Source organism: Methylobacterium sp. 88A (genome assembly GCF_000376345.1).
Taxonomy (GTDB): Bacteria; Pseudomonadota; Alphaproteobacteria; order Rhizobiales; family Beijerinckiaceae; genus Methylobacterium; species Methylobacterium bullatum.
On record NZ_AQVT01000001.1, the window covers coordinates 822,266 to 845,410 of the forward strand.

The 23,145-nt window shown below is 66.7% G+C and carries 22 protein-coding genes; 15 read left to right on the forward strand and 7 right to left on the reverse strand.

The features are described from left to right. Positions 1 to 329: 329 nt before the first annotated feature. From A3OM_RS0103795 to A3OM_RS0103845, 10 genes are all read left to right on the forward strand, one after another. A complete protein-coding gene (locus A3OM_RS0103795; RefSeq protein WP_026175686.1) occupies positions 330 to 1,538 on the forward strand; it encodes an aminotransferase class V-fold PLP-dependent enzyme in 1,209 nt (402 codons plus the stop codon). A gap of 108 nt (positions 1,539 to 1,646) precedes the next feature. After that, positions 1,647 to 2,585: a D-2-hydroxyacid dehydrogenase gene (locus A3OM_RS0103800; RefSeq protein WP_018042396.1), complete on the forward strand. Its 939-nt coding sequence runs from the start codon at positions 1,647 to 1,649 to the stop codon at positions 2,583 to 2,585. 231 nt (positions 2,586 to 2,816) lie between these two features. Beyond that, positions 2,817 to 3,680, forward strand: a complete 864-nt coding sequence (locus tag A3OM_RS0103805; RefSeq protein ID WP_018042397.1) for an NADP-dependent methylenetetrahydromethanopterin/methylenetetrahydrofolate dehydrogenase — start codon at positions 2,817 to 2,819, stop codon at positions 3,678 to 3,680. A gap of 3 nt (positions 3,681 to 3,683) precedes the next feature. Then, positions 3,684 to 4,325: a methenyltetrahydrofolate cyclohydrolase gene (gene fchA / locus A3OM_RS0103810; protein WP_018042398.1), complete on the forward strand. Its 642-nt coding sequence runs from the start codon at positions 3,684 to 3,686 to the stop codon at positions 4,323 to 4,325. A 180-nt stretch (positions 4,326 to 4,505) separates the two neighbouring features. Beyond that, entirely contained in the window at positions 4,506 to 5,684 is a 1,179-nt protein-coding gene (locus A3OM_RS0103815; RefSeq protein ID WP_018042399.1) for a malate--CoA ligase subunit beta, read from the forward strand. A gap of 19 nt (positions 5,685 to 5,703) precedes the next feature. Beyond that, on the forward strand, positions 5,704 to 6,597 hold the full coding sequence (sucD, locus tag A3OM_RS0103820) for a succinate--CoA ligase subunit alpha (protein ID WP_018042400.1): 894 nt from the start codon (positions 5,704 to 5,706) through the stop codon (positions 6,595 to 6,597). A gap of 210 nt (positions 6,598 to 6,807) precedes the next feature. Then, a complete protein-coding gene (locus tag A3OM_RS0103830) occupies positions 6,808 to 9,567 on the forward strand; it encodes a phosphoenolpyruvate carboxylase (protein WP_018042402.1) in 2,760 nt (919 codons plus the stop codon). Positions 9,568 to 9,698: 131 nt separating this feature from the next. After that, positions 9,699 to 10,673 carry a CoA ester lyase gene (locus A3OM_RS0103835; RefSeq protein ID WP_018042403.1) on the forward strand — a complete coding sequence of 325 codons (975 nt, stop codon included), beginning with the start codon at positions 9,699 to 9,701 and terminating at the stop codon, positions 10,671 to 10,673. A 192-nt stretch (positions 10,674 to 10,865) separates the two neighbouring features. Then, positions 10,866 to 11,300 (forward strand): heme-binding protein, encoded by a 435-nt coding sequence (locus tag A3OM_RS0103840; RefSeq protein WP_018042404.1) that lies wholly within the window; start codon positions 10,866 to 10,868, stop codon positions 11,298 to 11,300. A 111-nt stretch (positions 11,301 to 11,411) separates the two neighbouring features. Then, positions 11,412 to 11,591, forward strand: coding sequence for a hypothetical protein (locus A3OM_RS0103845; RefSeq protein WP_018042405.1), 180 nt, complete (start codon positions 11,412 to 11,414; stop codon positions 11,589 to 11,591). Between the two features lie 25 nt (positions 11,592 to 11,616). On the opposite strand, the gene A3OM_RS23430 is transcribed toward A3OM_RS0103845, so the two are convergent. Both A3OM_RS23430 and A3OM_RS0103855 read right to left on the reverse strand, forming a co-directional pair. Further along, complete coding sequence (locus A3OM_RS23430) at positions 11,617 to 12,138, reverse strand: hypothetical protein (RefSeq protein WP_157196429.1); 522 nt, start codon at positions 12,136 to 12,138, stop codon at positions 11,617 to 11,619. Between the two features lie 155 nt (positions 12,139 to 12,293). Next, positions 12,294 to 13,052, reverse strand: coding sequence for a molybdopterin-binding protein (locus A3OM_RS0103855; protein ID WP_018042407.1), 759 nt, complete (start codon positions 13,050 to 13,052; stop codon positions 12,294 to 12,296). 135 nt (positions 13,053 to 13,187) lie between these two features. Between A3OM_RS0103855 and sfsA the strand changes: the two genes are divergently transcribed. Then, positions 13,188 to 13,916, forward strand: a complete 729-nt coding sequence (sfsA, locus tag A3OM_RS0103860; RefSeq protein WP_018042408.1) for a DNA/RNA nuclease SfsA — start codon at positions 13,188 to 13,190, stop codon at positions 13,914 to 13,916. A 214-nt stretch (positions 13,917 to 14,130) separates the two neighbouring features. Here sfsA and A3OM_RS0103870 read toward each other — a convergent pair whose 3' ends face one another. The 3 genes from A3OM_RS0103870 to A3OM_RS0103880 all read right to left on the reverse strand — a co-directional run bounded on the left by A3OM_RS0103870 (position 14,131) and on the right by A3OM_RS0103880 (position 17,246). Continuing rightward, positions 14,131 to 15,069 carry a metallophosphoesterase gene (locus A3OM_RS0103870; protein WP_018042410.1) on the reverse strand — a complete coding sequence of 313 codons (939 nt, stop codon included), beginning with the start codon at positions 15,067 to 15,069 and terminating at the stop codon, positions 14,131 to 14,133. A gap of 172 nt (positions 15,070 to 15,241) precedes the next feature. After that, on the reverse strand, positions 15,242 to 15,457 hold the full coding sequence (locus A3OM_RS25575; RefSeq protein ID WP_056158621.1) for a hypothetical protein: 216 nt from the start codon (positions 15,455 to 15,457) through the stop codon (positions 15,242 to 15,244). 403 nt (positions 15,458 to 15,860) lie between these two features. Beyond that, positions 15,861 to 17,246, reverse strand: coding sequence for an aminotransferase (locus A3OM_RS0103880; protein WP_018042412.1), 1,386 nt, complete (start codon positions 17,244 to 17,246; stop codon positions 15,861 to 15,863). A gap of 126 nt (positions 17,247 to 17,372) precedes the next feature. Between A3OM_RS0103880 and A3OM_RS0103885 the strand changes: the two genes are divergently transcribed. The 3 genes from A3OM_RS0103885 (at position 17,373) to A3OM_RS0103895 (ending at position 20,350) form a co-directional block, all read left to right on the forward strand. Further along, a complete protein-coding gene (locus A3OM_RS0103885) occupies positions 17,373 to 17,900 on the forward strand; it encodes a hypothetical protein (protein ID WP_018042413.1) in 528 nt (175 codons plus the stop codon). Positions 17,901 to 17,902: 2 nt separating this feature from the next. Continuing rightward, on the forward strand, positions 17,903 to 18,631 hold the full coding sequence (locus A3OM_RS0103890) for an HAD family hydrolase (protein ID WP_043764297.1): 729 nt from the start codon (positions 17,903 to 17,905) through the stop codon (positions 18,629 to 18,631). A 210-nt stretch (positions 18,632 to 18,841) separates the two neighbouring features. Next, positions 18,842 to 20,350: an NAD(P)/FAD-dependent oxidoreductase gene (locus A3OM_RS0103895; RefSeq protein ID WP_018042415.1), complete on the forward strand. Its 1,509-nt coding sequence runs from the start codon at positions 18,842 to 18,844 to the stop codon at positions 20,348 to 20,350. 82 nt (positions 20,351 to 20,432) lie between these two features. Here the strand turns inward: A3OM_RS0103895 and A3OM_RS0103900 are convergent, their stop codons facing one another. Further along, positions 20,433 to 20,912, reverse strand: a complete 480-nt coding sequence (locus A3OM_RS0103900; RefSeq protein WP_051074297.1) for a MarR family transcriptional regulator — start codon at positions 20,910 to 20,912, stop codon at positions 20,433 to 20,435. A gap of 156 nt (positions 20,913 to 21,068) precedes the next feature. On the opposite strand from A3OM_RS0103900, the gene A3OM_RS0103905 reads away from it, so the two are divergent. After that, positions 21,069 to 21,848: a DUF1499 domain-containing protein gene (locus A3OM_RS0103905; protein ID WP_018042417.1), complete on the forward strand. Its 780-nt coding sequence runs from the start codon at positions 21,069 to 21,071 to the stop codon at positions 21,846 to 21,848. 320 nt (positions 21,849 to 22,168) lie between these two features. Here A3OM_RS0103905 and A3OM_RS0103910 read toward each other — a convergent pair whose 3' ends face one another. Then, a complete protein-coding gene (locus tag A3OM_RS0103910; protein WP_018042418.1) occupies positions 22,169 to 23,104 on the reverse strand; it encodes an MBL fold metallo-hydrolase in 936 nt (311 codons plus the stop codon). Positions 23,105 to 23,145: the final 41 nt, after the last annotated feature.

Here is a 23,145-nt window from a genome sequence, read left to right on the forward strand (position 1 = left end):
CCTGGGAGTGTGCGGTATTCGCGCGCCCCGGCCAACGGAGAGAGGCTTGATCCAGTCGAAGGCAGTCACGTCGAGCGCTCCGGAACTCGCAGTCATCGGTGATGGCACGAGGCGGGCCTCGCGCCTTCCGCCGACGATCGTGGACCGTGCCTTCTCCTCCAGACGGACGCGCGGCAGCCGGGCCTCCTGGCAGCGCCGCCGTTTCTTTCCCAAAGCTTAGGAACCGTCCCGGCTGCCCATCAGGCCGGATCGCGACCTCGGACCACCGTATTCGATCCCAGCGTCGCACGATGCGTGCGCGCGAACCGAAGAAGAACCGGAGACACAACATGGCGGCAACGAGACGGCCGGGTCGGAACCATCTGTTCGTTCCGGGCCCCACGAACATCCCCGACCGCGTCCAGCGGGCGATGATCGTTCCCTCCGAGGATCACCGTTCGGTGGATTTCCCGACGCTGACCAAGCCCCTGTTCGAAGAGACCAAGGCCGTGTTCGGCTCGACCGAGGGCACGATCTTCCTGTTCCCGGCCTCGGGTACCGGCATCTGGGAATCGGCACTGACCAACACCCTGCATCGCGGCGACACGGTACTGACCTCGCGCTTCGGCCAGTTCAGCCACCTGTGGATCGACATGGCCCAGCGTCTGGGCCTGAACGTGATCGTTCAGGAAGAAGAGTGGGGCACGGGTGCGAACCCGCAGCGGATCGAGGAGGCGCTGCGCGCCGACACGAACCACGAGATCAAGGCCGTCATGACGGTCCATAACGAGACCGCCACCGGCGTCACCAGCGACATCGGTGCCGTGCGCAAGGCGATCGACGCGGCCGGCCACCCGGCACTTCTCTTCGTCGATGGCGTGTCCTCGATCGGCTCGCTGCCGTTCTACGCCGACGAGTGGAAGGTCGATTGCGCCATCGCCGGCTCGCAGAAGGGCCTGATGCTCCCCGCCGGCCTCGGCGTGATCTGCGTCAGCCAGAAGGCGCTCAAGGCCGCCGAGTCCTCGTCGGGCCCGAACGACCGTCTCGCGCATGTCTACTTCGACTGGGCCGACCATCAGAAGCAGAACGGCGCCGGCTACTTCCCCTACACCCCCGCCCTGCCGCTTCTCTACGGCCTGCGCGAGGCACTCGCCTGCCTGCGGGAAGAAGGTCTCGAGAACGTCTACCACCGCCATGCCGTACTCGCCGAGGCGACCCGCCAGGCCGTGGCGGCCTGGGGTCTCAAGACCTGCGCTAAGGAAGCCAAGTGGAACTCGGACACGGTGACGGCCATCCTCGTCCCCGAGGGCATCGACGCCGCCGCGATCATCAAGCACGCCTTCGTGCGCTACAACCTCGCCCTCGGCGCGGGTCTGAGCCAGGTGGCCGGCAAGGTGTTCCGCATCGGCCACGTGGGTGACTTGAACGAGCTCTCGCTTCTCGGCGCCATCGCCGGCGCGGAAATGGCCATGCTCGACAACGGCGTGAAGGTGCAGCCGGGCTCCGGCGTCGCCGCCGCCTCTAGCTACCTGCGTGAGAACCCCCTCGCCAAGTCCTGATCGAAGCTGTTTCCCGGGGCCGGCATCTCGCCGGCCCCGGGGCATCGTCTATAGAAGCGTGTATCGCGTAACGTCGCGCTCGGCGCGGAACGTCGCTTGAGGGTTCCAATGGCGCACAAAATCGTCTTCCTCGATCGTGAATCCCTCGACGCCAAGGTGCGTGAGTTCAATTTCCCGCACGAATATACCGAGTACGACTCCACCTGGACGCCGGAGGAGATCGTCGAGCGCCTGAAGGGGGCCGAGATCGCGCTGATCAACAAGGTGCCCATGCGCGCCGAGACGTTGAAGCAGCTCCCCGACCTCAAGCTCATCGCCGTGGCCGCCACCGGCACCGATGTCGTCGACAAGGCCGTCGCCAAGGAACTCGGCATCACGGTCGTCAATATCCGCAACTACGCCTTCAACACCGTGCCCGAGCACGTGATCGGCCTGATGTTCGCCCTGCGGCGCGCCATCGTGCCATACGCGAACTCCGTGCGCCGGGGCGATTGGGCGAAGTCCACCCAGTTCTGCTATTTCGATTATCCGATCCACGACATCGCCGGCTCGACGCTTGGCATTGTCGGCTATGGCGCGCTCGGCAAGTCCATCGCCAAGCGGGCGGAAGCGCTCGGCATGAAGGTCATCGCCTACGACGTGTTCCCGCAGGAAGGCCTCGTGGATTTCGAGACGATCCTGACCGAATCCGACGTCATCACCCTGCATGCGCCGCTGACGCCGGAGACCCGGAACATGATCGGCGCCGAGCAGCTGGCCAAGATGAAGAAGCACGCCATCCTGATCAACACGGCGCGTGGCGGCCTCGTCGATGAGGAGGCTCTTGCCGAGGCCCTGAAGGCCGGCACGATCGGTGGCGCCGGATTCGATGTGGTGATGACCGAGCCGCCCAAGAACGGCAACATCCTGTGCGAGCTCGACCTGCCCAACCTCATCGTCACGCCGCACGTGGCCTGGGCGAGCAAGGAGGCCATGCAGATCCTGGCTGACCAGCTCGTGGACAACGTCGAGGCCTATGTTGCGGGCAAGCCGCAGAACGTGGTGTGAGGATAGGGCTCCATACGTGGAGACCCGGCTCGGAGACGCCGATGTCCTGCAGGGGTAGTGGAGCGGAGCCCGGAATCCAAATCGTCAGGCGCTGATCGAGGCGGTGCCGGCGGGGTCTTCGGATGACGAGCTCGCCGACACTCCGGGTTGGCGGAACACACCATCGCGCGGCTCAACGCAGTCTCGCCAATCATACGATAACCGCGCAGCGACGCGGGCAGAGGAAACGACATGACGAAGAAGCTGCTGTTCCAATTCGATACCGATACCGTTCCGAGCGTGTTCGATGTGGTCGTCGGTTATGACGGCGGGGCCGATCGCATCACCGGCTACGGCAACGTGACGCCCGACAATGTCGGCGCGCTGGTGGACGGCACGATTTACACCCGCGGGGGTTCCGAGAAGAAATCCACGGCGATCTTCGTCGGCGGCGGCAGCATGGCGGCCGGCGAAGCGGTGTTCGAGGCGGTGAAGAAGCGCTTCTTCGGCCCCTTCCGCGTGTCGATCATGCTCGATTCGAACGGCTCCAACACCACCGCCGCCGCCGGCGTCGCGCTGGTCCAGAAGGCCGCCGGATCGCTCCAGGGCAAAAAGGCTGTCGTGCTCGCCGGCACCGGTCCGGTGGGTATGCGCTCGGCCGCGCTTCTCGCGCAGGAAGGCGCCACCGTCGTCCTCTGCGGTCGTTCGCTGGACAAGGCCCAGGCCGCCGCCGATTCCATCAACAAGCGCTTCCACGTTCAGATCAGCGCCGCCGCGACGCCGGACGCCGCCTCGCGCGCCGCCATCGTCAAGGGCCAGAACCTCGTTTTCTCGGCCGGCGCCATCGGCCTCGAGCTTCTTGCCGAAGCCGACTGGAAGGACGAGGCAAGCATCGAGTTCATCGCCGACTACAACGCCCAGCCGCCCCTCGGCTTCGGCGGCATCGACGCCATGGACAAGGGTAAGGAGCGCCACGGCAAGAAGGTGTTCGGGGCCCTCGGCATCGGCGGCCTGAAGCTGAAGCTGCACCGCGCCTGCGTCGGCCAGCTCTTCGACAGCGCCGAGAAGGTCTTCGACGCCGAGGAGATCTATGCCCTCGCCAAGACGATGGCCTGACCCATGAGCGAGAAGACGTCGCCCGCCAACGAAACCATCCAGAGCTTCCTCGACGGGCTCGCGAGCTCGGCCCCGACCCCCGGAGGCGGCGGAGCCGCCGCCATCTCCGGTGCCATGGGCGCCGCGCTCCTCAGCATGGTGTGCAACCTCACCATCGGAAAGAAGAAGTACGTCGAGGTGGAGGGCGAGCTGAAGGAGATCCTCGACAAGTCCGAAGCGCTCCGGGCCGAACTCACCGGAATGATCGCCGACGATGTCGAGGCTTTCGACGCGGTGATGGGAGCCTACGGCCTGCCGAAGGGCACCGACGAGGAGAAGGTGGCCCGTGCCGCCAGAATCCAGGAGGCCCTCAAGGTCGCCACCGACGTGCCGCTCGCCTGCTGCCGTGCCTGCCGCGAGGTCATCGACCTCGCCGAGGCCGTGGCCGACAAGGGCAACCTCAACGTCATCTCCGATGCCGGGGTCGCGGTTCTCTCCGCTCATGCCGGACTGCGCAGCGCAGCGCTCAACGTCTATGTCAACGCCAAGGGCCTGGACGATCGGGGATTTGCCGATGAGCGACTGAAGCAACTCGAAGAGTTGCTTGGGCCATCTGGACCATTGAACGAGAAGATCTACGAGGTCGTGAAGGCCAAGGTGAACTAAGACCAACGACAGGCCGGCGAGAGCAAACTCAGCCGGCCTTTTCGTCTAAAAAATACATTCCGTCCGCCATTAAAGGCGGAGTGAAAGAGAATGTAAAAAAATATTACAACAGAACCTCTTTCCGTGAAGTGAAATTTACGAGAGTGTCTGTCTCAGGGAAAAACGCCGAGGAGAACGCACATGGACGTGCATGAGTATCAAGCCAAGGAGCTGCTCGCCGGATTCGGCGTCGCGGTTCCCAAAGGCGCGGTGGCCTTCAGCCCCGACCAGGCAGTCTACGCCGCCACCGAGCTCGGTGGCTCGTTCTGGGCGGTGAAGGCCCAGATCCATGCCGGCGCCCGTGGCAAAGCGGGCGGTATCAAGCTGTGCCGGACCTACAACGAGGTTCGCGATGCCGCCAAGGACCTCCTCGGCAAGCGCCTCGTGACGCTCCAGACCGGCCCGGAAGGCAAGCCTGTCCAGCGCGTCTATATCGAGACCGCCGACCCGTTCGAGCGCGAACTCTATCTCGGCTACGTCCTCGACCGTAAGGCCGAGCGCGTCCGCGTCATCGCCTCGCAGCGCGGCGGCATGGATATCGAAGAGATCGCCGCCAACGAGCCCGAGGCCCTGATCCAGGTCGTGGTCGAGCCGGCCGTCGGTCTGCAGCAGTTCCAGGCCCGCGAGATCGCGTTCCAGCTCGGCCTGAACATCAAGCAGGTCTCGGCGGCCGTGAAGACGATCATGAACGCCTACCGGGCGTTCCGCGATTGCGACGGTACGATGCTGGAGATCAACCCTCTCGTCGTCACCAAGGACGACCGCGTCCTGGCGCTCGACGCCAAGATGTCCTTCGACGACAACGCCATGTTCCGCCGGCGCAACATCGCCGACATGCACGATCCCTCGCAGGGCGACCCGCGCGAGGCCCAGGCTGCCGAGCACAATCTCAGCTATATCGGCCTCGACGGCGAGATTGGCTGCATCGTCAACGGCGCCGGCCTCGCCATGGCCACCATGGACATGATCAAGCATGCGGGCGGCGAGCCGGCGAACTTCCTCGATGTCGGCGGCGGTGCCAGCCCCGACCGTGTGGCGACGGCCTTCCGGCTCGTCCTCTCGGACCGCAACGTCAAGGCGATCCTCGTCAACATCTTCGCCGGCATCAACCGCTGCGACTGGGTCGCCCAGGGCGTGATCCAGGCGGCGAAGGAAGTGAAGATCGACGTGCCGCTCATCGTCCGGCTCGCCGGAACGAATGTCGAGGCGGGCAAGAAGATCCTGGCCGAGAGCGGCCTCGATCTCATCACCGCCGACAGCCTGTCGGATGCCGCCACCAAGGCCGTCGCCGCCTGCGACGCCGCCAAGCGCAACCACTGAGACGAGGGGAGGATACGTCATGAGCATTCTGATCGACGAGAAGACCCCGATAATCGTCCAGGGCATCACCGGCGATAAGGGTACGTTCCACGCCAAGGAGATGATCGAGTACGGCTCGAACATCGTCGGCGGCGTCACCCCGGGCAAGGGCGGCAAGACCCATCTCGGCGTCCCGGTGTTCAACACCGTCAAGGAGGCCGTCGAGGCCACCGGAGCCACCACCTCGATCACCTTCGTCGCACCGCCCTTCGCGGCCGACGCGATCATGGAAGGGGCCGATGCCGGGCTCGCGCTGATCTGCTCGATCACCGACGGCATCCCGGCCCAGGACATGATGCGGGTGAAGCGGTATCTGCGCCGCTACCCCAAGGACAAGCGCACCATGGTGGTGGGCCCCAACTGCGCCGGCATCATCTCGCCCGGCAAGTCGATGCTCGGCATCATGCCCGGCCACATCTACCTCAAGGGCAATGTCGGCGTGATCTCGCGCTCGGGCACCCTCGGCTACGAGGCGGCGGCGCAGATGAAGGAGAAGGGCATCGGCATCACCACGTCGGTGGGTATCGGCGGCGACCCGATCAACGGGTCGTCCTTCCTCGACCATCTCGCCCTGTTTGAGCAGGACCCCGACACCAAGGCCGTGCTGATGATCGGCGAGATCGGTGGTCCGCAGGAGGCCGAGGCCTCGGCCTGGATCAAGGAGAACATGTCGAAGCCCGTCATCGGCTTCGTCGCCGGTCTCACCGCTCCGAAGGGCCGCCGCATGGGCCATGCCGGCGCCATCATCTCCGCCACCGGCGACAGTGCCGCCGAGAAGGCCGAGATCATGCGCTCCTATGGCCTGACCGTGGCCCCCAGCCCCGGCGATTTCGGCTCGACGGTCGAGCAGGTGATGCGCAAACTCGCCGCCTGAACGCGCAAACCCTCCCCCTCAGCGGGGGAGGGTGGTCGCGGAGCGACCGGGAGAGGGGCAGCGCCGCCCGGCCGCCGACGGACCCAGCCACAGAAACCACCCCTTGATCGCCCCGACGCTGCGTTCCATGCTGCGGGGCGGCCGCTTCATCACCGTTGCCCGCGCGTCCCCGGCGGCCATCGGCTCAACTCTGTTCGAGGTGGCCATCCGATGACCGATACCCTCCACGCCCCGGTCGGGACCCTCGACCATCCCTTCGCGCCGCCGGTCATCACCGGTACGTCGTCGAAGGAGGCGCTCGACATCCTGTTCCACGCTCTGCTCGAAGTCGCCCGCCGGCATGAGCCGGAACTGGAGGCCGTGCTTCTTGGCCAAGCCAACATCTCGGAATTCTCGCCCGAGCTCCTCGCCCGCGCCCTTCAGGTGCAGGGCATCTGGTTCCAGTTGCTCTCCATCGCCGAGCAGAACGCCGCCATGCGTCGGCGCCGGCACTTGGAGCGCACGAAGGGACGGGCGGAGCTCGGCGGAAGCTTCAGCGCGGTCCTGGCGGAAGCGGTGAAGAACGGCATCAAAGCGCCCGAGATCCACGCCCTGCTGAAGGATCTGCGCATTCGGCCGACCATCACGGCGCACCCCACCGAGGGAAAGCGCGTGACGGTGCTGGAGAAGTTCCGCCGCATCTACCTCGTCCTGCGCGAGCTCGAGTTGCCGCGCTGGACCGAGCGCGAGCGCAACGGCCTGATGAACGAGCTGCGCGACCAGATCGAGCTCGTCTGGATGACCGGCGAACTCCATCTGGAGAAGGCCACGGTGGAGCGCGAGGTCGCCTGGGGCCTGCACTTCTTCGACGAGACCCTGTTCGAGATGCTCCCCGAGGTGCTCTACTCGCTCGAGGAATCGCTCGCCGAATACTACCCGGACGAGAAATTCGAGGTGCCGGCCTTCTTCCAGTTCGGCTCCTGGATCGGCGGGGACCGGGACGGCAATCCCTACGTCACCTCGTCGGTGACCCGTGCCACGCTCCAGCGCAACGCGCTGGCCTCCCTGCGACGCTACCGCGACGGGGTTACGGCGCTTGGCCGCACGCTTTCCCTCACCGAGCGCTCGCTGCCCGTGCCGGCGACGTTCAAGTCCGAACTCGCGCAGCTTCTCGCGGAGAGCGGCGACGGGCGTGCCATCGCCAGCCGCAATCCGGGCGAGGCCTATCGCCAGTTCCTCACCTGCATCCTGCGCAAGCTCGAAGCCACCATCGCGCGCAACAAGGGGCAGCGTACCAGCGGACCCGACTATCCGAGCGCCGACGGGCTCATCAACGATCTGCGCCACCTCGAAGCCGGCCTCACCGAAGCGAATTGCCCGTCGCTGGCCATCGACCTCGTCCGGCCGGTGCGCCGCATGGTCGAGATCTTCCGCTTCTCCACCGTGCGCCTCGACCTGCGCGAGAACACCACGCGCACCACGAAGACGCTCCATGCCCTGTGGCACCAGAGCCACGGCCAGAACAAGACGCCGCCCGCCCTCGAATCGCCCGAGTGGAAGAACTGGCTGCTGTCCGAACTGGCAAAGCCGATGCACGGGGAGCGCTCGTTCGAAAGCCTGCCCGACGATGCCCGCGAAACGCTCGAGACGTTCGCCCTCGTCGGCGAGATGCGCGAGCAGCTCGACCGCGAGGCTTTCGGCTCGTTCATCCTGTCGATGACCCGCTCGGTCCCCGACATCCTCGGCGCCTATCTCCTCGCCAAGGAGGCCGGCAACTTCCTCGATGCCGCCGGCACGGAGATCTGCTGCCTGCCGATCGTGCCGCTGTTCGAGACCATCGACGACCTGCGCGCTGCGCCCGCCATCATGAAGGAGCTGTTCTCGATCCCCGTCGTGCGCCGCTCCACCCGCTGGCAGGGCGGGATGCAGGAGGTGATGATCGGCTACTCGGATTCGAACAAGGATGGCGGCTTCGTCGCCTCGAACTGGGAATTGTACAAGGCTCAGGACAAGCTGACCCAGCTCGGCAAGTCGTCGGGCGTGCCGATCGCCTTCTTCCACGGTCGCGGCGGTTCGGTGAGCCGTGGCGGGGCGCCCACCGCCCGGGCCATCGCCGCCCAACCGCCGGGATCGATCAACGGCCGCTTCCGCACTACCGAACAGGGAGAAGTCGTCTCCTTCAAATACGCCAACCGCGGCACCGCGGCCTATCAGATGGAGCTCCTGGCCTCGTCGGTGTTCGACCACGCGTTGAAATCGGAGCGCGAGGCGATCAACATCCCGCGCAACGAATTCGACGACACGCTTGAAGCGCTGTCGGGCGCCTCGCGCGCGGCCTACGTCAATTTGATCCAGCACCCCGATCTCGTGACCTATTTCCAGGCCGCGAGCCCGCTCGACGAGATCGCGCTCCTCAACATCGGCTCCCGTCCGGCGCGGCGCTTCGGCGCCCGCTCGCTGGCGGATCTGCGCGCGATTCCCTGGGTCTTCGCCTGGTCGCAGAACCGCCACGTCATCACCGGCTGGTACGGCGTCGGCTCCGGCCTGAAGAGTTTCCTCGACGTGCGCGGGGCGCAGGGCGAGGCACAGCTGAAGCGGCTCTTTGCCGAATCGAAGCCGTTCCGCCTCATCCTCGACGAGGTCGAAAAGACACTTCTGATGGTCGATCTCGCTATCGCGAAAGATTACGCCGGTCTCGTGCCCGACGAGGCCGCCCGCAACAGCATCTTCCCGCTGATCGAGGCCGAGTACGAACTGACCCGCGAGATGGCCCTGCGTGTCAGCGGCGACCGCGAACTGGCCGAGCGCTACCCGCAGTTCCGGGACCGCCTCAATGGCCGGCTGCCGACGATCAATCAGGTCAGCCGAGAACAGGTGGAGTTGCTTCGCCGTTTTCGGGGCGAGGAAGACGAGGACAAGCGCGAGGCGGTGAAATCCGCATTGCTGCTGTCGATCAACTGCATCGCCGTCGGCTTCGGCGCGACGGGCTGAGGCGTTTGTAAGGATACCGAGGGTCGGACACGGCCCTGGGGCTGGCGCGAGAGCGCCCCACGACCGGTATGGTGGACCGCGTTTTGCGGTCTCACCACCCGCAACGAAACCAAACAAGGAAGGATTCCCCGATGAGCTTTACCCTGATCCAGCAGGCGACCCCGCGCCTCCATCGCTCGGAACTCGCCGTTCCCGGCTCCAACCCGACCTTCATGGAGAAGTCCGCCTCCTCGAAGGCCGACGTGATCTTCCTCGACCTCGAAGATGCGGTCGCCCCCGACGATAAGGAGCAGGCCCGCAAGAACATCATCCAGGCGCTCAACGACCTGGATTGGGGCACCAAGACCATGATGATCCGCATCAACGGTCTCGACACCCACTACATGTACCGCGACGTGGTCGACATCGTCGAAGCCTGTCCGCGCCTTGACATGATCCTGATCCCCAAGGTCGGCGTGCCGGCCGACGTCTACGCCATCGACGTGCTGACGACCCAGATCGAGCAGGCCAAGAAGCGCGAGAAGAAGATCGGCTTCGAAGTGCTGATCGAGACCGCTCTGGGTATGGCCAACGTGGAGGCGATCGCCACCTCGTCGAAGCGCCTGGAAGCCATGTCCTTCGGTGTGGCCGACTACGCCGCCTCTACCCGCGCCCGTTCCACCGTCATCGGCGGCGTGAACAAGGACTTCTCGGTGCTCACCGACAAGGACGAGGCCGGCAACCGCGAGACCCATTGGCAGGACCCGTGGCTGTTCGCCCAGAACCGCATGCTGATCGCCTGCCGCGCCTACGGCCTGCGTCCGATCGACGGCCCGTTCGGCGACTTCTCCGATCCGGACGGCTACACCTCCGCCGCCCGCCGCTGCGCCGCTCTCGGCTTCGAGGGAAAGTGGGCCATCCACCCCTCGCAGATCGACCTCGCCAACGAAGTGTTCACCCCGTCGGAAGCCGAAGTCACCAAGGCCCGCCGCATCCTCGAAGCCATGGAAGAGGCCGCCAAGGCCGGCAAGGGCGCCGTCTCGCTGGACGGCCGCCTCATCGACATCGCCTCGATCCGTATGGCCGAGGCGCTGATCGAGAAGGCCAACGCGATGTCGGCCAGCTGATTCGCTCGCTTCGTAGACATCGCTGAGCAGGACGGCCGCTTCCGAAAGGGGCGGCCGTCCTCGCTTTAGGCCCGAAATGTCCTATCGTTCACGGTGTGTCGCCGTGAGAACAGGCGCCGGGGCCACTCGCTTCCGCTACGCGAAGACGGCCAAACGGCTCCGATCTCGTCGACCGACAAGGGAGAAACCATCATGCATGTGACCATCGAAGACGCCCACAAGGCCATTGAGGCCGCCCGCGCCAAGGCGGTGGAGCTCGACACCCAGATGTGTATCGCCGTCGTCGATTCCGGCGGTAACCTCAAAGCGTTCTACCGCATGGACGGGGCCTGGGTCGGTTCCATCGACATCGCCCAGAAGAAGGCCAAGACCTCCGTGTTCTTCGGCATGATGACGGGGCAGATCGGCCAGCTGTCGCAGCCGGGCGGCCCGCTCTTCGGCATCGAGCATTCCAACGAGGGCCTGATCACCTTCCCCGGCGGCATCCCGATCGTCGACAAGGACGGCGAGATGTCCGGCGCCATCGGCGTTAGCGGCTCCAGCGTGGAGAACGACCACGCCGTCGCTCTCGCCGGTGCCAGCGCGGTCGGCGCCACCGAGCTGCCCGCGCATCCCTGGCGGACGTAAGACCGCATGACGGACACGGTTCATTGGGTGCCCCGCACTCGATGAACACCGTCGGTTAAGCATGCGGGCCCTATCACGGTCCCACCACCCCGAGCCGTGACAGGAGCGCCGATGACCCGGGACCAACTCGCCGCCGAACTGAAGCGCATGGCCACAGCGCAGGTCGCCGACATCGAGCGTGCGGTCAAGGACGGCCACCGGACCATCGCCCTCAACGAACTGGCGGATCTGAACCGCCAGCTGAAGGCGCTGGCCGCAGCCGTGAAGGCTCGGCCCGTCGTACGGGCCTGATACCTCGAAGCCCGACGCGACCGCCTCAGTAGCGCGGGCCGCGTCCGCGCTCTTCCAACGGCGGCTCGTCGGACAGGCGCTCGTCGCCGGCGAGCCCGTCCGCCGGGCGCTCTTCAAGGCGATCTTCCCCGTGATCGGCTCCCCGACCGGGGCGAGTTTCATCCACGAATGGAATGTCGCGGGGCGGCAGCGGGGGTCGGAGCAAGGGCCTCGCCTCGCCGTATCCACGATCCGGCTCGTGCCGGAAGCGGTCCGAACGCTCCTCACAGATCGTCACCCGCTTCACGATCTCTTCCCCATCGGGCGTGATCCGGCGCCGGACCACGACCCGGCACGGCTCGATGAGCCGGGCCGCCCCGCGCTCGGGGCCGAAATCCTCCACAGGAGGCGGGAGCCGCCGCTCGGCGGGGAAATCACGGGGCGGTCCATAAGGATCGGGGAAATCGGCGGCGACAGCGGGTACGCTGCAGAGGCCGACGACCACGAATCCGGACAGGACCGGCGTCATACGAAGCCTGGCGAGGAATGATAGCGGTTTCACGGGCACGGAACGTCTCCGGAGAGAGGACCGCTCCCGCCATGGGGTTGCGGCACGGGATCATCGTGCCATCGAGCCGCTGAACCGGAGCGTGCGCGACCGCTCGGGCATTATTCATCTCCGTGCGCGCGGTCTCGCTGCCGGTGGTCCCGACCTCGATACGGTCATGCCTTGCCGTCGGCGGCCTTCAATTGCGCCACGAGGTCGGCGATCTCGACCCGGGCTCGGGCCACCGCATCCGAATCCTTGCCGCGCACCACGATCCGATTGGCGAAACCCTGCTGCGTCATCGAAGGATAGGACCCGATGGAGACGCCGGGGTGCGCCTTCGCGATCTCACCGAGGCCCGATGCATAGTTGCCTTCGGGCAGGTTTCCGGCCTCGATCGTCTCCGACAGGACGCGCGCTCCCGTCGCGAGGGTGGGGCCGATCTCATCCAGCATGGCCTGCATGATCGCCGGCACACCGGCCATGACGAAGACGTTGCCGATGCGAAAGCCAGGTGCCTTCGAAATCGGGTTGGCGATGAGATCGGCACCGGCCGGAATACGCGCCATGCGGAGCCGGGCCTCGTTGAGGTCTTCCGGCTTGTGCCGCTCGAGCAGCATGGCCTTGGCTCGTGGATCGACATCGATGGTCACGCCGAAGGCGGCCGCCACGCAATCGGCAGTGATGTCGTCATGGGTGGGACCGATGCCCCCGGTGGTGAAGAGATAGGTGTAGCGGGTCCGCAATGCGTTCACCGCATCGACGATCTCCGAGGCCTCGTCGGGGACGATGCGGACCTGCCGCAGGTCGATGCCGATGGCCGTGCAGTAATCGGCGATGGTGCCGATGTTCTTGTCCTTGGTCCGCCCGGACAGAATCTCGTCGCCGATGACGAGGATCGCGGCGGTGATGGGGTAAGGAGCGGGGTCTGTCATCGGAATCCGTGGCGGTCGCGTGGCGATGGACCACGACGTAGCGCGACGATGCCCACCTGACCATGGCGGCTCCCTGGTCCGGCCGGCAGGCTGCTGATAGGGCGGGGCACCCGCTCGGATGTGGAGTTTCACCGGATGAAGTTCGCAGTGCCGCTGATCGAGGGCCGGCTCGTCCGGCGCTACAAGCGGTTCCTCGCCGATATCGAGCTGGCGGATGGCAGCCTCGTCACCGCGCATTGCGCCAATCCGGGCGCCATGCTCGGCCTCGTCGTGCCCGGATCGCGCGTCCTGCTCTCCGCCTCCACCAACCCGGCGCGCAAGCTCGGCTTTTCATGGGAACTGGTGGAGGCGGACCTTCCCGGCGGTCCGCAATGGGTCGGCATCAACACCATGCGGCCCAATGCCCTCGTCGCCGAGGCCTTCGCCGAGGGGCGTCTCCCGCCGCTGGTGGGATACGGTTCGCTGCGTCCGGAGGTGCGCTACGGTCGTGCCAGCCGAGTCGATTTCCTGGCCACGGGCGAGGGGCTGCCGCCCTGCCACGTGGAGGTGAAGAATTGTCACCTCCTGCGCGAGCCGGGCCTCGCCGAGTTTCCCGATTGCGTCGCCGCCCGCAGCGCGCGGCACATGGACGAGCTGACGGAGGTCGTCGCTCAGGGCGGCCGGGCGATGCTGATCATCGTGGTGCAGATGCAGGCCGAGCGGTTCGACGTGGCGCGGGACCTCGACCCGGCCTTCGACCGGGCCTTCGCCAGGGCGGCTGCGGGCGGGGTCGAGATCCATGCCCATCGCTGCCGCATCGACCCGAGCGGGATCTCCATCGCCGACGCGATCCCGGTAATGCCACCCGGTCGCGGGGGTCTGTGAGCCGCCATCAATGCCGATGCGTTATTTCATGTCGCCTGCCGCCGAATCCGTGGCATGCTCGTGTTCCGACGATCCAAGGAGACGATCATGGCGAGTGAGAAACCACGCGGTGGCCGCGAAGCGAAGAAGCCGAAGAAGCCGGTCGTGAAGACGATCGCCGCGGCCCCCTCGACCAAGGGCACCGTGAGCATCGGCGCGAAGAAGTAGCGCTCCGTCAGGCGGGCGGCGCTGCCTCGACCGACGTCGGCGGCGCCACGCTCCCGAGTTCGAGAAGGACGATTTCCGGCGGCACCCCGATCCGGATCGGGACACGGCTGACGCCGAAGCCGCCGGAGACGATCATATGCCGTCCGCCGTGGACGACATGGCCGTAGGTCAGATCTTTGCCGCGCGCGAATGGGCTCAGCGGCGACAGGCCGAAGATCCGAACCTGGCCACCATGCGTATGCCCGGACAGGGTCAGCGAGACACGCCCCGGAACGGTAGGAAAGATGTAGGGCTCGTGCGCCATAAGGAGGATCGGAGCCTCGTCGGTCACCTGCGCCAGGGTGCCGGGCAGATCGTCGCGGCCGCGCCGATCGCCCCGCGGCAGGAACGGTTCCTGATCTCCGAGCCCGGCAATCCAGAACGGGCGACCGTCCTTCTCCAGCCTGAGAACCGTATTCTCCATCACTGGAATGCCGCGTGCCTCCAGCGCGCGTTGCGACTCCACAGGCCCGCGCCGTCTCGCCTGCGCGACCTCGTCATCCCACCAATCATGATTGCCGAGGACGGCATGGACACCGAGCGGGGCTCGCAGCCCCCCGATCACCCGTGCAAACTCGACGAGCGGCACCTTGCGCGTGGTCACGCTGGGGCCGGACGGATAGTCTCCCAGAAGCAGGATGAGATCGGGTTCGAGCCGGTTCGTCGCATCGACGATCTCGGCGATCCGGTCGAGCGGCATGGTCGGCTCGCCCACGTGAAAATCCGCGAGGACGGCGACTCGTAGCGTCAATCCCTCTGTCCAGCCCGGGAGGGAGGGAGCGTAGCGCGTCACCACGAGTCGATGGCGTGGCTCGATCACGAAGCCATAAGCGCCCGTGGCAGCCACGAGGCTCGTACTCGCACCGATCCCGGTCAGGAACTGCCGTCTCGTCGGCAGGATCAACATGTCATCGTCCTCGAGCGCAGAGCCGATGCGGCTTCATCGCACTGGGGGGCACGAATCCGATACAGCCAAGTTCCGGTGATCGAGCTTCCGATGATCGAACCTGATTGACCAAGCCCGTGAAGGCTTGGTCGCACGATTTGGCCGTGAGGCGTTCGGTCGGGAGGAAAAAGCCTCAGACGAGGGGCGCATCCTCGTGCTGGAAGCGGGAGAGCTGCCGGCGGGCGGCAATCTTCCGGGCCGCCTCTTTCGCAGCGGACGCCGAGACGTGAACCGCAGCGGCAAGGGCGGGCAGTGCCACGGGGCGGAAACCTTCGCGATCGGTTACCAGACCGGACGCACGGGGCGTCGACGACATGGCTGCGCGCTGGTTCTGTTCGGGGCGGGACATGGGAACGGGTCCTGTTTCACGGTGTCGGAACGCCACCAGATCCTCGTTTGTCTGGTTGACGATCACGCCAGTCTCTCGGGCACCCGCAAGAGGTTCGACCCGGACCGGCGCTGTGCGGCACGAGATCCATATGCGGCGAAGGATCATGAACGGGAGCTTAAGGATAGGCGAGACTTTACCAGGGTAGAGTTTCATCTCGCCGCGCTGCGTGTCTTGTGACACACACAAGCAATATTGGAAAAATAAAAAATACCATTCCGCAACGCAATCTGACCTTCATTGCGACGCGGAAGATCTGGACTTTTCTGTGGCAGCGCGGCTCTGAGTGTCGCTCACAAAACTCCGGCTGCGCTGTCGTGCGTGGAGCGAGAACCGACCGTGATCGGGAGTTTTGTGAGGCACTCTAAAGCGCTGCGTTCAGACCTTCCGACGCGATCCAGGCCTCGGTCCGGTCGAGAGCACGACCGAGGCGGTCGAACAGCGTGTCGATCTCGTCGTGCGAGATGACCAGGGGAGGGCAGACAGCGACCCGGTCACCGGCGAGGAACCGGACGATCAGACCCTCGGCCTGCGCGAAGGCGACGCATCGGGCCGCGACGCCGGCTTTCGGCTCGTACTGACGCTTGGATGACTTGTCGGCGACGATCTCCAGGCCGCCGATGAGACCGAGTCCGCGCGCCTCCCCGACGATGGGGTGGTCGGCCAGAGCCGAGAGCCGGGCCTGGAAGTGAGGAGCCTTTTCGGCGACGCCTTCGACGATGCGGTCGCGCTTGTAGATCTCGATGGTCTTCAGCGCGACGGCACAGGCGACGGGGTGACCGGAATAGGTTGTGCCGTGGCCGAACGTGCCGAGCTTGGCGCTCTGCGTCACCAGAGCCTTGTAGAGCGGCTCGTCGATGCTGATGCCGCCCAACGGCATGTAGCCCGATGTCACAGCCTTGGCGAAGGATAGGCTGTCGGGCCGCATTCCCAGGGCTTCCGAGCCGAACCAGGTGCCGAGGCGCCCGAAGCCGCAGATTACCTCGTCGGCGATGAAGCGCACGTCGTAGCGGTCGAGCACGGCCTGGATCTTGGCGAAGTAGCCGGCCGGCGGGGCGATGGCGCCGCCAGCACCCATCACCGGTTCCGCCACGAAGGCGGCGACGGTATCAGGCCCCTCGCGGAGGATCAGGGCCTCGAGTTCGTCGGCGAGGCGCTGCGAGAAGGCCTCCTCCGTCTCGCCGGCCTCGGCGAAGCGGTAATGATGCGGGCAGCCCACATGCAGGAAGCCCGGCAGCGGTAGGTCCCAATCCGCATGGTTGGCCGTGAGGCCGGTCATCGAGGCCGTGGCGACCGTGACGCCGTGATAACCTTTGATCCGCGAGATGATCTTCTTCTTGGCGGGGCGGCCCAACGCGTTGTTGAGATACCAGGTCAGCTTCACCTGGGTGTCGTTGGCCTCGGAGCCCGACGAGGTGAAGAAGATCTTCGATGTCGGGATCGGCATCAGCTCCTTCAGGGTCTCGGCGAGCTCGATCGCCGGATCGTGGCTGCGGCCCGAGAACAGGTGAGTGAAGGGCAGGCGCGACATCTGCTCGCTCGCCGCCTCCACCAGTTCCTCGTTGGAATAGCCCAGCGCCGTGCACCACAGGCCGGCCATGCCTTCGAGATAGGGCCGGCCGTCGCTGTCATAGACCCAGACCCCGTGGCCGCGCTCCAGCACCAGGGGGCCGGTCTCGCGGAAGGTGGAGAGGTTGGTGTAGGGATGGATCAGCGTTTCGACGTCGCGGGTCGCGAGGTTCGAGAGCATGGGCCTGCCGTTACCTGTGGAAGCGGGCCGGTTCGGCCCCGTGTTCATGCGATGCCACATTAGCGACCCGGCGCGCCTTCACAAACCCATCCCGTCACCGCAGCGCCCGCACGGAACGTCAGGACCATGCTCGATCCCGCAACCTTCGTGGCCCATCCGGCGCCCGGCCGCTCCTGCGGAACCTGCACCCTGTGCTGCAAGGTCTACGACGTCCCGGCGGTGGAGAGCGTCGCCGGTCAATGGTGCCGCCACACCAGGCAGGGCAGGGGCTGCGCCATCCATCCGACACGGCCGGACCATTGCCGCGCCTTCCACTGCCTCTGGATGACGGAAGCCTGGCTCGGGGGCGAGTGGAAGCCGGAGAAAGCCAAGATGGTGCTCGCCCTCGACCCGGTGACGAAGAACATGAACGTCCAGGTCGACCCCGGCCAGCCTAACGCCTGGCGGCGCGAGCCGTATTACGCACAGTTGCGGCGCTGGGCCGCCGCTTCGCTGGCGCAGGACAGGCTCGTCCTCGTCCATCTCAACACATCCACCACCGTCATCCTGCCGGACCGTGACGTGGCCTTGGGCGTGTTCGAGCCCGGCGACAGGATCGTGCGGCGAGATCGCGCCGGCGTCTTCGATGTCGAGAAGGTGAGGGCCGGCGCTTGACCGTGACGACGCCACGCCGTCTCGCCGGCATCCTGTTCGACAAAGACGGCACCCTCATCGATTTCGACCGGACCTGGGGTCCGGCAGCGTATGCGGTCATGGATGACCTTGCCGGGGGCGAGCGCGTCCGACTGGAAGACTTGATGGCGGTGAGCCATTACGTCGAAGAGGAGCGCCGCTTCCTGCCGACGTCCCCCCTCATCGCGGGCTCTTCGGCCGCTTATGGCCCGATCTGGGCCAAGGTGCTCGGCCGCCCGGCGGGACCGGACCTCTACGGAGAGATGGACCGGCTGTTCCGCCGCGAAGGGCTGGCGCATCTGTGTCCCATCGGCGATCCGGCGGCGACCGCGCAGCGTCTCGCTGATGCGGGTTACGCCCTCGGAATCGCGACCAACGACGCCGAAGCCTCGGCCCGGGCGCAGGCCGATATTCTCGGCCTGACACGGCATCTAACCTACGTCGCTGGTTACGATTCCGGGCACGGATCGAAGCCGGAACCCGGCATGGTCAGCGCCTTCGCGGCGCATCTTAACGTCGCGCCGGGGCGGATCGCGATGGTGGGCGATTCACCCTATGACCTCGTCGCCGGCCGCTCGGCCGGGGCCGTCACCATCGCGGTCCTGAGCGGCCCCCTGGGGGAGGGAGCCCGCGAGGTCATGGCACCGCTGGCAGACCATGTGATCGCATCGATCGGCGATCTCGCCGCCCTGCTCGACCGGATCGCCGAGTAGAACGCGCCATCGGGGGGCGTCCCGAGGCGGATGGAAGGGGAATTTTTACCGGTACGCGGCCACATTCCCGCCCGCCATAGAGAGGCCCTTGGTTGCGCCATGCGCCGTCCCGAGCGGCCGCGCGATGGCGCGACAACAATGGGGAGATGGCGCATCGAAGATGCCTCGCCATTGCGCCACCCTCCCTGCTTTTCCGGTGAGTACCCGACGATGATCCGTGACGACCGCGCCGGTTTCGAAGCCGGCGGCCCTCTGGCTCCGACGAAGCGTGACATTCTCCGTGGCGTCGCCGGCACGGCCTTCGCGGCGGCGCTGCCATTCGTCGCCTCACCCGCCCTCGCGCAGACCGGCAAGGCCCGAAAACACGTGCTCGTCCTCGGTGCCGGCATGTCCGGGCTGACGGCGGCGCTGGCGCTCCTGCGCCGTGGACACCGCGTCACGGTCATCGAGTATCAGGACCGCATCGGCGGCAGGCTCCTCTCCCTTCCGCTCAAGAACGGTCAATTCACGGAGGCCGGCGGCGGGCATTTCCGATCCAACATGCCCTATGTGCTGAGCTACGTCCGGCGCTTCAACCTGCCGCTCCTCAGCCTCAACGACGGTCTTCCCCGCTACATGGTCGGCGGGCAGACCGGCACGGGCGCCGACCTCGCCAACTGGCCCTGGGCCGTTTCACGGGAGGAGCGCAACGTCAGCGTCGCGACGAGCCTCAACCGCTATCTCTACAGGGCGGGGCTCGATACCGATTCTGTGCTCGATTCCCGCTGGCCCGACCCGGATTCCCTGGCCCGCTACGACAACGTGACGGTGGGCGACCTCGTGAAGGGCGTCGGCGCATCGGATGCCTTCTGCCAGCTCCTCGATGCCCATGGCGGCACCTTCACAAGCCGCTCGCAGGCCCTGGGTGCCATTCCCGACCTCGCCTATCATTTCGGCGACCAGAACGTGTTCCGCATCGAAGGCGGCAACAACCGCCTGCCCATGGCCCTGGCGGGGGCCATCGGCCCCGCGAACATCGTCCTGAAGGCGGAGGTGGTCAGCATCGAGCAGACCAGCGGCGGCGTCCGAGTCGGCACCCGCGACGGCCGCGATTTCTCCGGCGACGCGATTGTGTCCACGATCCCCTTCAGCGTCCTCGGCGGCATCGACGTGAAACCCGGCTGGTCGGAGGCCAAGCGGCGCATGTTCGCCGAGATGGAATGGGACAAGACCGTGAAGGTCATCGTGCAGACCAAGACACCCTCGTGGCTCTCGAAGAACGTCCATGGCTGGCCGATGGCCGGCGGTGACCGCCCCTGGGAGCGGGTCATCGACATCACCGGCAACGAGACCGGCTCGCACGGAAACGTCTTCTTCTACCTCAACGGCGCCAATGCGGAGGCGATCCTGGCCCGCCCCCGCGAGACGCGGGCTCAGGTGACCGTCGATCAGTTCCGCGCCGACATGCCCGACCTGTTCGACGAGGTGATCACGGTGAAGGACTTCGCCTGGACCGAGCAGCCCTGGATCAGGGGCTCGTTCGGTTCGCCTCCGTTGGGCGGCGGGTGGATGATCCGCGAATGGACGACGCCCGAGGACCGCATCCATTTCGCCGGGGACTTCACCAGCCTGAAGACCGGCTGGGTCGAAGGCGCGATCGAGGCGGGCCTGCGGGCCGCCCGCCAGATCGACCCGCAGGTCGAGGCCGAGGGACGCCCGGTGATCCGTCAATCACTCTGACCATCCGGGGATTTGGCGCGTGCGGCGAATCTCCGCCATCCTGCGGGCCGACGAGGAGAGGGCGCCTCATCACCATCCGGGATCAGGTCTCAGAATCGGCGCGGGCCACGTCGCGCCACTTGAGAACGAGCTGCTCGAAGGCCGCGATGTCGTCCCGCGGCAGGGTGCCGAGGGTGCGGGCGACATAGGCCTTCTGCGCGGCGATGCCGCGGGCCGCGATCTCGGTTCCGGCCGGTGTGAGGCGGAGGGCGTGCGAGCGCCGGTCGCCGGGGATGGCGTGGCGCTCGACGAAACCGGCCTGCACGAGCCGGTCGATCAGCCCCGAAACGTTGCCCTTGGTGACGTAGAGGCGCGCGGCGAGATCCTGCTGCGTCAGGCCCTCGCGTTCGGTGAGCGTCGAGAGCACGTCGAATTGCGGAATCGACAGTCCGAGGCCGCGCAGCTCCGTCGCCATCGCGGCGGTCACCCTCCGGTTCAGGCGGATGAAGCGGAACCAGACCCTCAACGGGTCTTCCGATCCTCCATCGGGCACGGGGGTGCGGGGCGCTGCGGTGAGACTCATGTGGAGGCCGCTATAGCAGAAGCGGGCGGCATCGAAAGCGCGGCCATCTCGCGGGTGGCGTCGGAAAGCGAGGCCCGGTAAAGCTTTGGGCTCAGGCGCGCGGGCACCATCTCCCGATGGCGCGGCGATCTCCCGGACAGCGATTTCACCCGTATCATGCGTCGTTCGCTTATCGAGGAGCCCATCACCCGCGCCGGACCGCTCTCGCGCGGGACCGCGATCCTGTCGGTCCTCGTCACCCTGTTCGCCCTCGTTCTGGTGCGCGATCCGAGGGCGGAGGAGGGGCCCGCGCTGGTGACACTGGCATCCGGCCTCGTCCTGGCGGTGATCGCGATCGGCTTTGCGGTCTTCGCCTTCGTCCGGGTCTGGCGCGAGGGAGCGCGCGGTGTGGCAAGCGCTCTCGCCGGCCTGTTCCTCGCCGCGATCACCCTCGGTTATCCGGTCTTCGTCGGGCTGCGCGGCCTGCGGCTTCCCGCCATCACCGACGTGACCACCGATACCGACAACCCACCCGCCTTCTCACGCTCGCATGCTGCCTTCGCGGCGCGCGAAGGACATTATCCCCCCGATCCCGGCCCCGAGGCACGGATTGCGCAGCGCGCCTCCTATCTGCAGATCGCCCCGCTCACCCTCGACCTCGACGCCAACGCCGCGTTCGAACTCGCCCGGAAGGCCGCGGTGAACCGCAAATGGCAGATCGTGGAGGCGATCCGCCCCGGAGGCCGCGTCGGCAACGGCCGGATCGAAGCGGTGACGCGCGGACTCATCCTGAACCTCGCCAGCGACATCACGGTCCGTGTGCGACCGAGGGCGGACGGAGCCCGGATCGACGTGCGCTCCGCCTCCCGTATCGGCGACCGAGATTTCGGCGCCAATGCCGACACCATCCGGGGCTATCTCGACGAGGTCGCCAACCTCGCCATCGCCGTCAAGTGAACGGTCGGTTCTCCCGGCTTCGGCGGTTGGCTTCGGTTGAAGGCGAAGCGCGCACTTCCAATCTCGGAAGGCTACGACATTCACCCCTGTCCATTTAGGCAGGCCGCGTCCCTCTCCCCCTTGTGGGGAGAGGTTAGGAGTGGGGGTGGCTCCGCGGGCCTCCACGCCCTGAGGGTCACCCAACCACCCCCACCTCCGACTCCTCTCCACAAGGGGGAGGAAAGCCGCGCCTCCTTCGAAATGGGCGAATCCAGTAACCCCGAAGCAAAGGGGGGACCTGGAGCGACCGCTCGATCCGCGGCCATCACACGATGCCGGTGTCAGGCCGGCCTGTAGACGCTGTCGAGGCGCGGCGGGCCGTCGGTGACGACGAGCCCGCGCTCCACGAGATCCTCCAGATGGGCGAAGACCGAGAGCGCCGCCGCACCCTGAAGGGGGGCGCTCAGGCCCTGATAGATCACCCTGACGATGGAGCGGATATCGCGGTCCCCGGCCTCGATCCGGGTGCGGATCGCGCTCTCGCGCTGGCGCCGGTGGGCGGCGAGGCCCCGGACGAAGCGGCGCGGATCGCGCACCGGGCCACCATGGCCCGGCCAATAGATCGTCTCGTCGCGCCCGCGCAACGCGTCGAGCGAGGCCATGTAGGCGCGCATCGAACCGTCGGGGGGGGCCACGATGGTGGTGGACCACGCCATCACGTGATCGCCCGAGAACAGGGCCTGTTCCTCCGGCAGGGCGAAGGCGAGGTGGTTCATGGTGTGACCCGGCGTTTCCACCGCCCGCAGGGTCCAGCCCGGCCCCTCCAGCGTGTCGCCCTCGTTCATCTGGCGGTCGGGCCTGTGGTCCCGGTCGGCGCTGGCGTCGAGATGCGGGAATTCGCCCTCCGCCAGGTTTCTGGCGGCGCGATGCGGGCCGCAGCCGACGATGGGCGCGCCCGTCTCCGCCTGCAGCAGCCGGGCGCCCGGCGAGTGGTCGCGGTGGGTGTGGGTGACGACGATGGCGGTGAGCCGCTCGCCGGCAATGGCCGCGACCAGCGCCGCCACGTGAGCGGCATCGGCCGGACCGGGATCGATGATCGCGACCTCGCCCCGGCCGACGATGTAGCTGCAGGTGCCGCTCGACGTGAACGGACTGGCGTTGGGACAGATCCGCCGGCGCACCAGCGGCGACAGGCTCACCGTCTCGCCGTTGGCCGGCGCCGCCCCGTCGAAGTTCGGATCCACCGCGGTGTCGCCGTCGTCGCTGGTCTTGGTCATGCGGTACCTGGAACGATCACACTCTTGTTCGCCCCTAAGCC

What these genes read in the sequence shown, in the direction of transcription:
- A3OM_RS0103795 (WP_026175686.1), top strand. Translation starts at nt 330, where the DNA reads ATGGCGGCAACGAGACGGCCGGGTCGGAACCATCTGTTCGTTCCGGGC.
- A3OM_RS0103800 (WP_018042396.1), top strand. Translation starts at nt 1,647, where the DNA reads ATGGCGCACAAAATCGTCTTCCTCGATCGTGAATCCCTCGACGCCAAG.
- A3OM_RS0103805 (WP_018042397.1), top strand. Translation starts at nt 2,817, where the DNA reads ATGACGAAGAAGCTGCTGTTCCAATTCGATACCGATACCGTTCCGAGC.
- fchA (WP_018042398.1), top strand. Translation starts at nt 3,684, where the DNA reads ATGAGCGAGAAGACGTCGCCCGCCAACGAAACCATCCAGAGCTTCCTC.
- A3OM_RS0103815 (WP_018042399.1), top strand. Translation starts at nt 4,506, where the DNA reads ATGGACGTGCATGAGTATCAAGCCAAGGAGCTGCTCGCCGGATTCGGC.
- sucD (WP_018042400.1), top strand. Translation starts at nt 5,704, where the DNA reads ATGAGCATTCTGATCGACGAGAAGACCCCGATAATCGTCCAGGGCATC.
- A3OM_RS0103830 (WP_018042402.1), top strand. Translation starts at nt 6,808, where the DNA reads ATGACCGATACCCTCCACGCCCCGGTCGGGACCCTCGACCATCCCTTC.
- A3OM_RS0103835 (WP_018042403.1), top strand. Translation starts at nt 9,699, where the DNA reads ATGAGCTTTACCCTGATCCAGCAGGCGACCCCGCGCCTCCATCGCTCG.
- A3OM_RS0103840 (WP_018042404.1), top strand. Translation starts at nt 10,866, where the DNA reads ATGCATGTGACCATCGAAGACGCCCACAAGGCCATTGAGGCCGCCCGC.
- A3OM_RS0103845 (WP_018042405.1), top strand. Translation starts at nt 11,412, where the DNA reads ATGACCCGGGACCAACTCGCCGCCGAACTGAAGCGCATGGCCACAGCG.
- A3OM_RS0103855 (WP_018042407.1), bottom strand. Translation starts at nt 13,052, where the DNA reads ATGACAGACCCCGCTCCTTACCCCATCACCGCCGCGATCCTCGTCATC.
- sfsA (WP_018042408.1), top strand. Translation starts at nt 13,188, where the DNA reads ATGAAGTTCGCAGTGCCGCTGATCGAGGGCCGGCTCGTCCGGCGCTAC.
- A3OM_RS0103870 (WP_018042410.1), bottom strand. Translation starts at nt 15,069, where the DNA reads ATGTTGATCCTGCCGACGAGACGGCAGTTCCTGACCGGGATCGGTGCG.
- A3OM_RS25575 (WP_056158621.1), bottom strand. Translation starts at nt 15,457, where the DNA reads ATGTCCCGCCCCGAACAGAACCAGCGCGCAGCCATGTCGTCGACGCCC.
- A3OM_RS0103880 (WP_018042412.1), bottom strand. Translation starts at nt 17,246, where the DNA reads ATGCTCTCGAACCTCGCGACCCGCGACGTCGAAACGCTGATCCATCCC.
- A3OM_RS0103885 (WP_018042413.1), top strand. Translation starts at nt 17,373, where the DNA reads ATGCTCGATCCCGCAACCTTCGTGGCCCATCCGGCGCCCGGCCGCTCC.
- A3OM_RS0103895 (WP_018042415.1), top strand. Translation starts at nt 18,842, where the DNA reads ATGATCCGTGACGACCGCGCCGGTTTCGAAGCCGGCGGCCCTCTGGCT.
- A3OM_RS0103900 (WP_051074297.1), bottom strand. Translation starts at nt 20,912, where the DNA reads ATGAGTCTCACCGCAGCGCCCCGCACCCCCGTGCCCGATGGAGGATCG.
- A3OM_RS0103905 (WP_018042417.1), top strand. Translation starts at nt 21,069, where the DNA reads ATGCGTCGTTCGCTTATCGAGGAGCCCATCACCCGCGCCGGACCGCTC.
- A3OM_RS0103910 (WP_018042418.1), bottom strand. Translation starts at nt 23,104, where the DNA reads ATGACCAAGACCAGCGACGACGGCGACACCGCGGTGGATCCGAACTTC.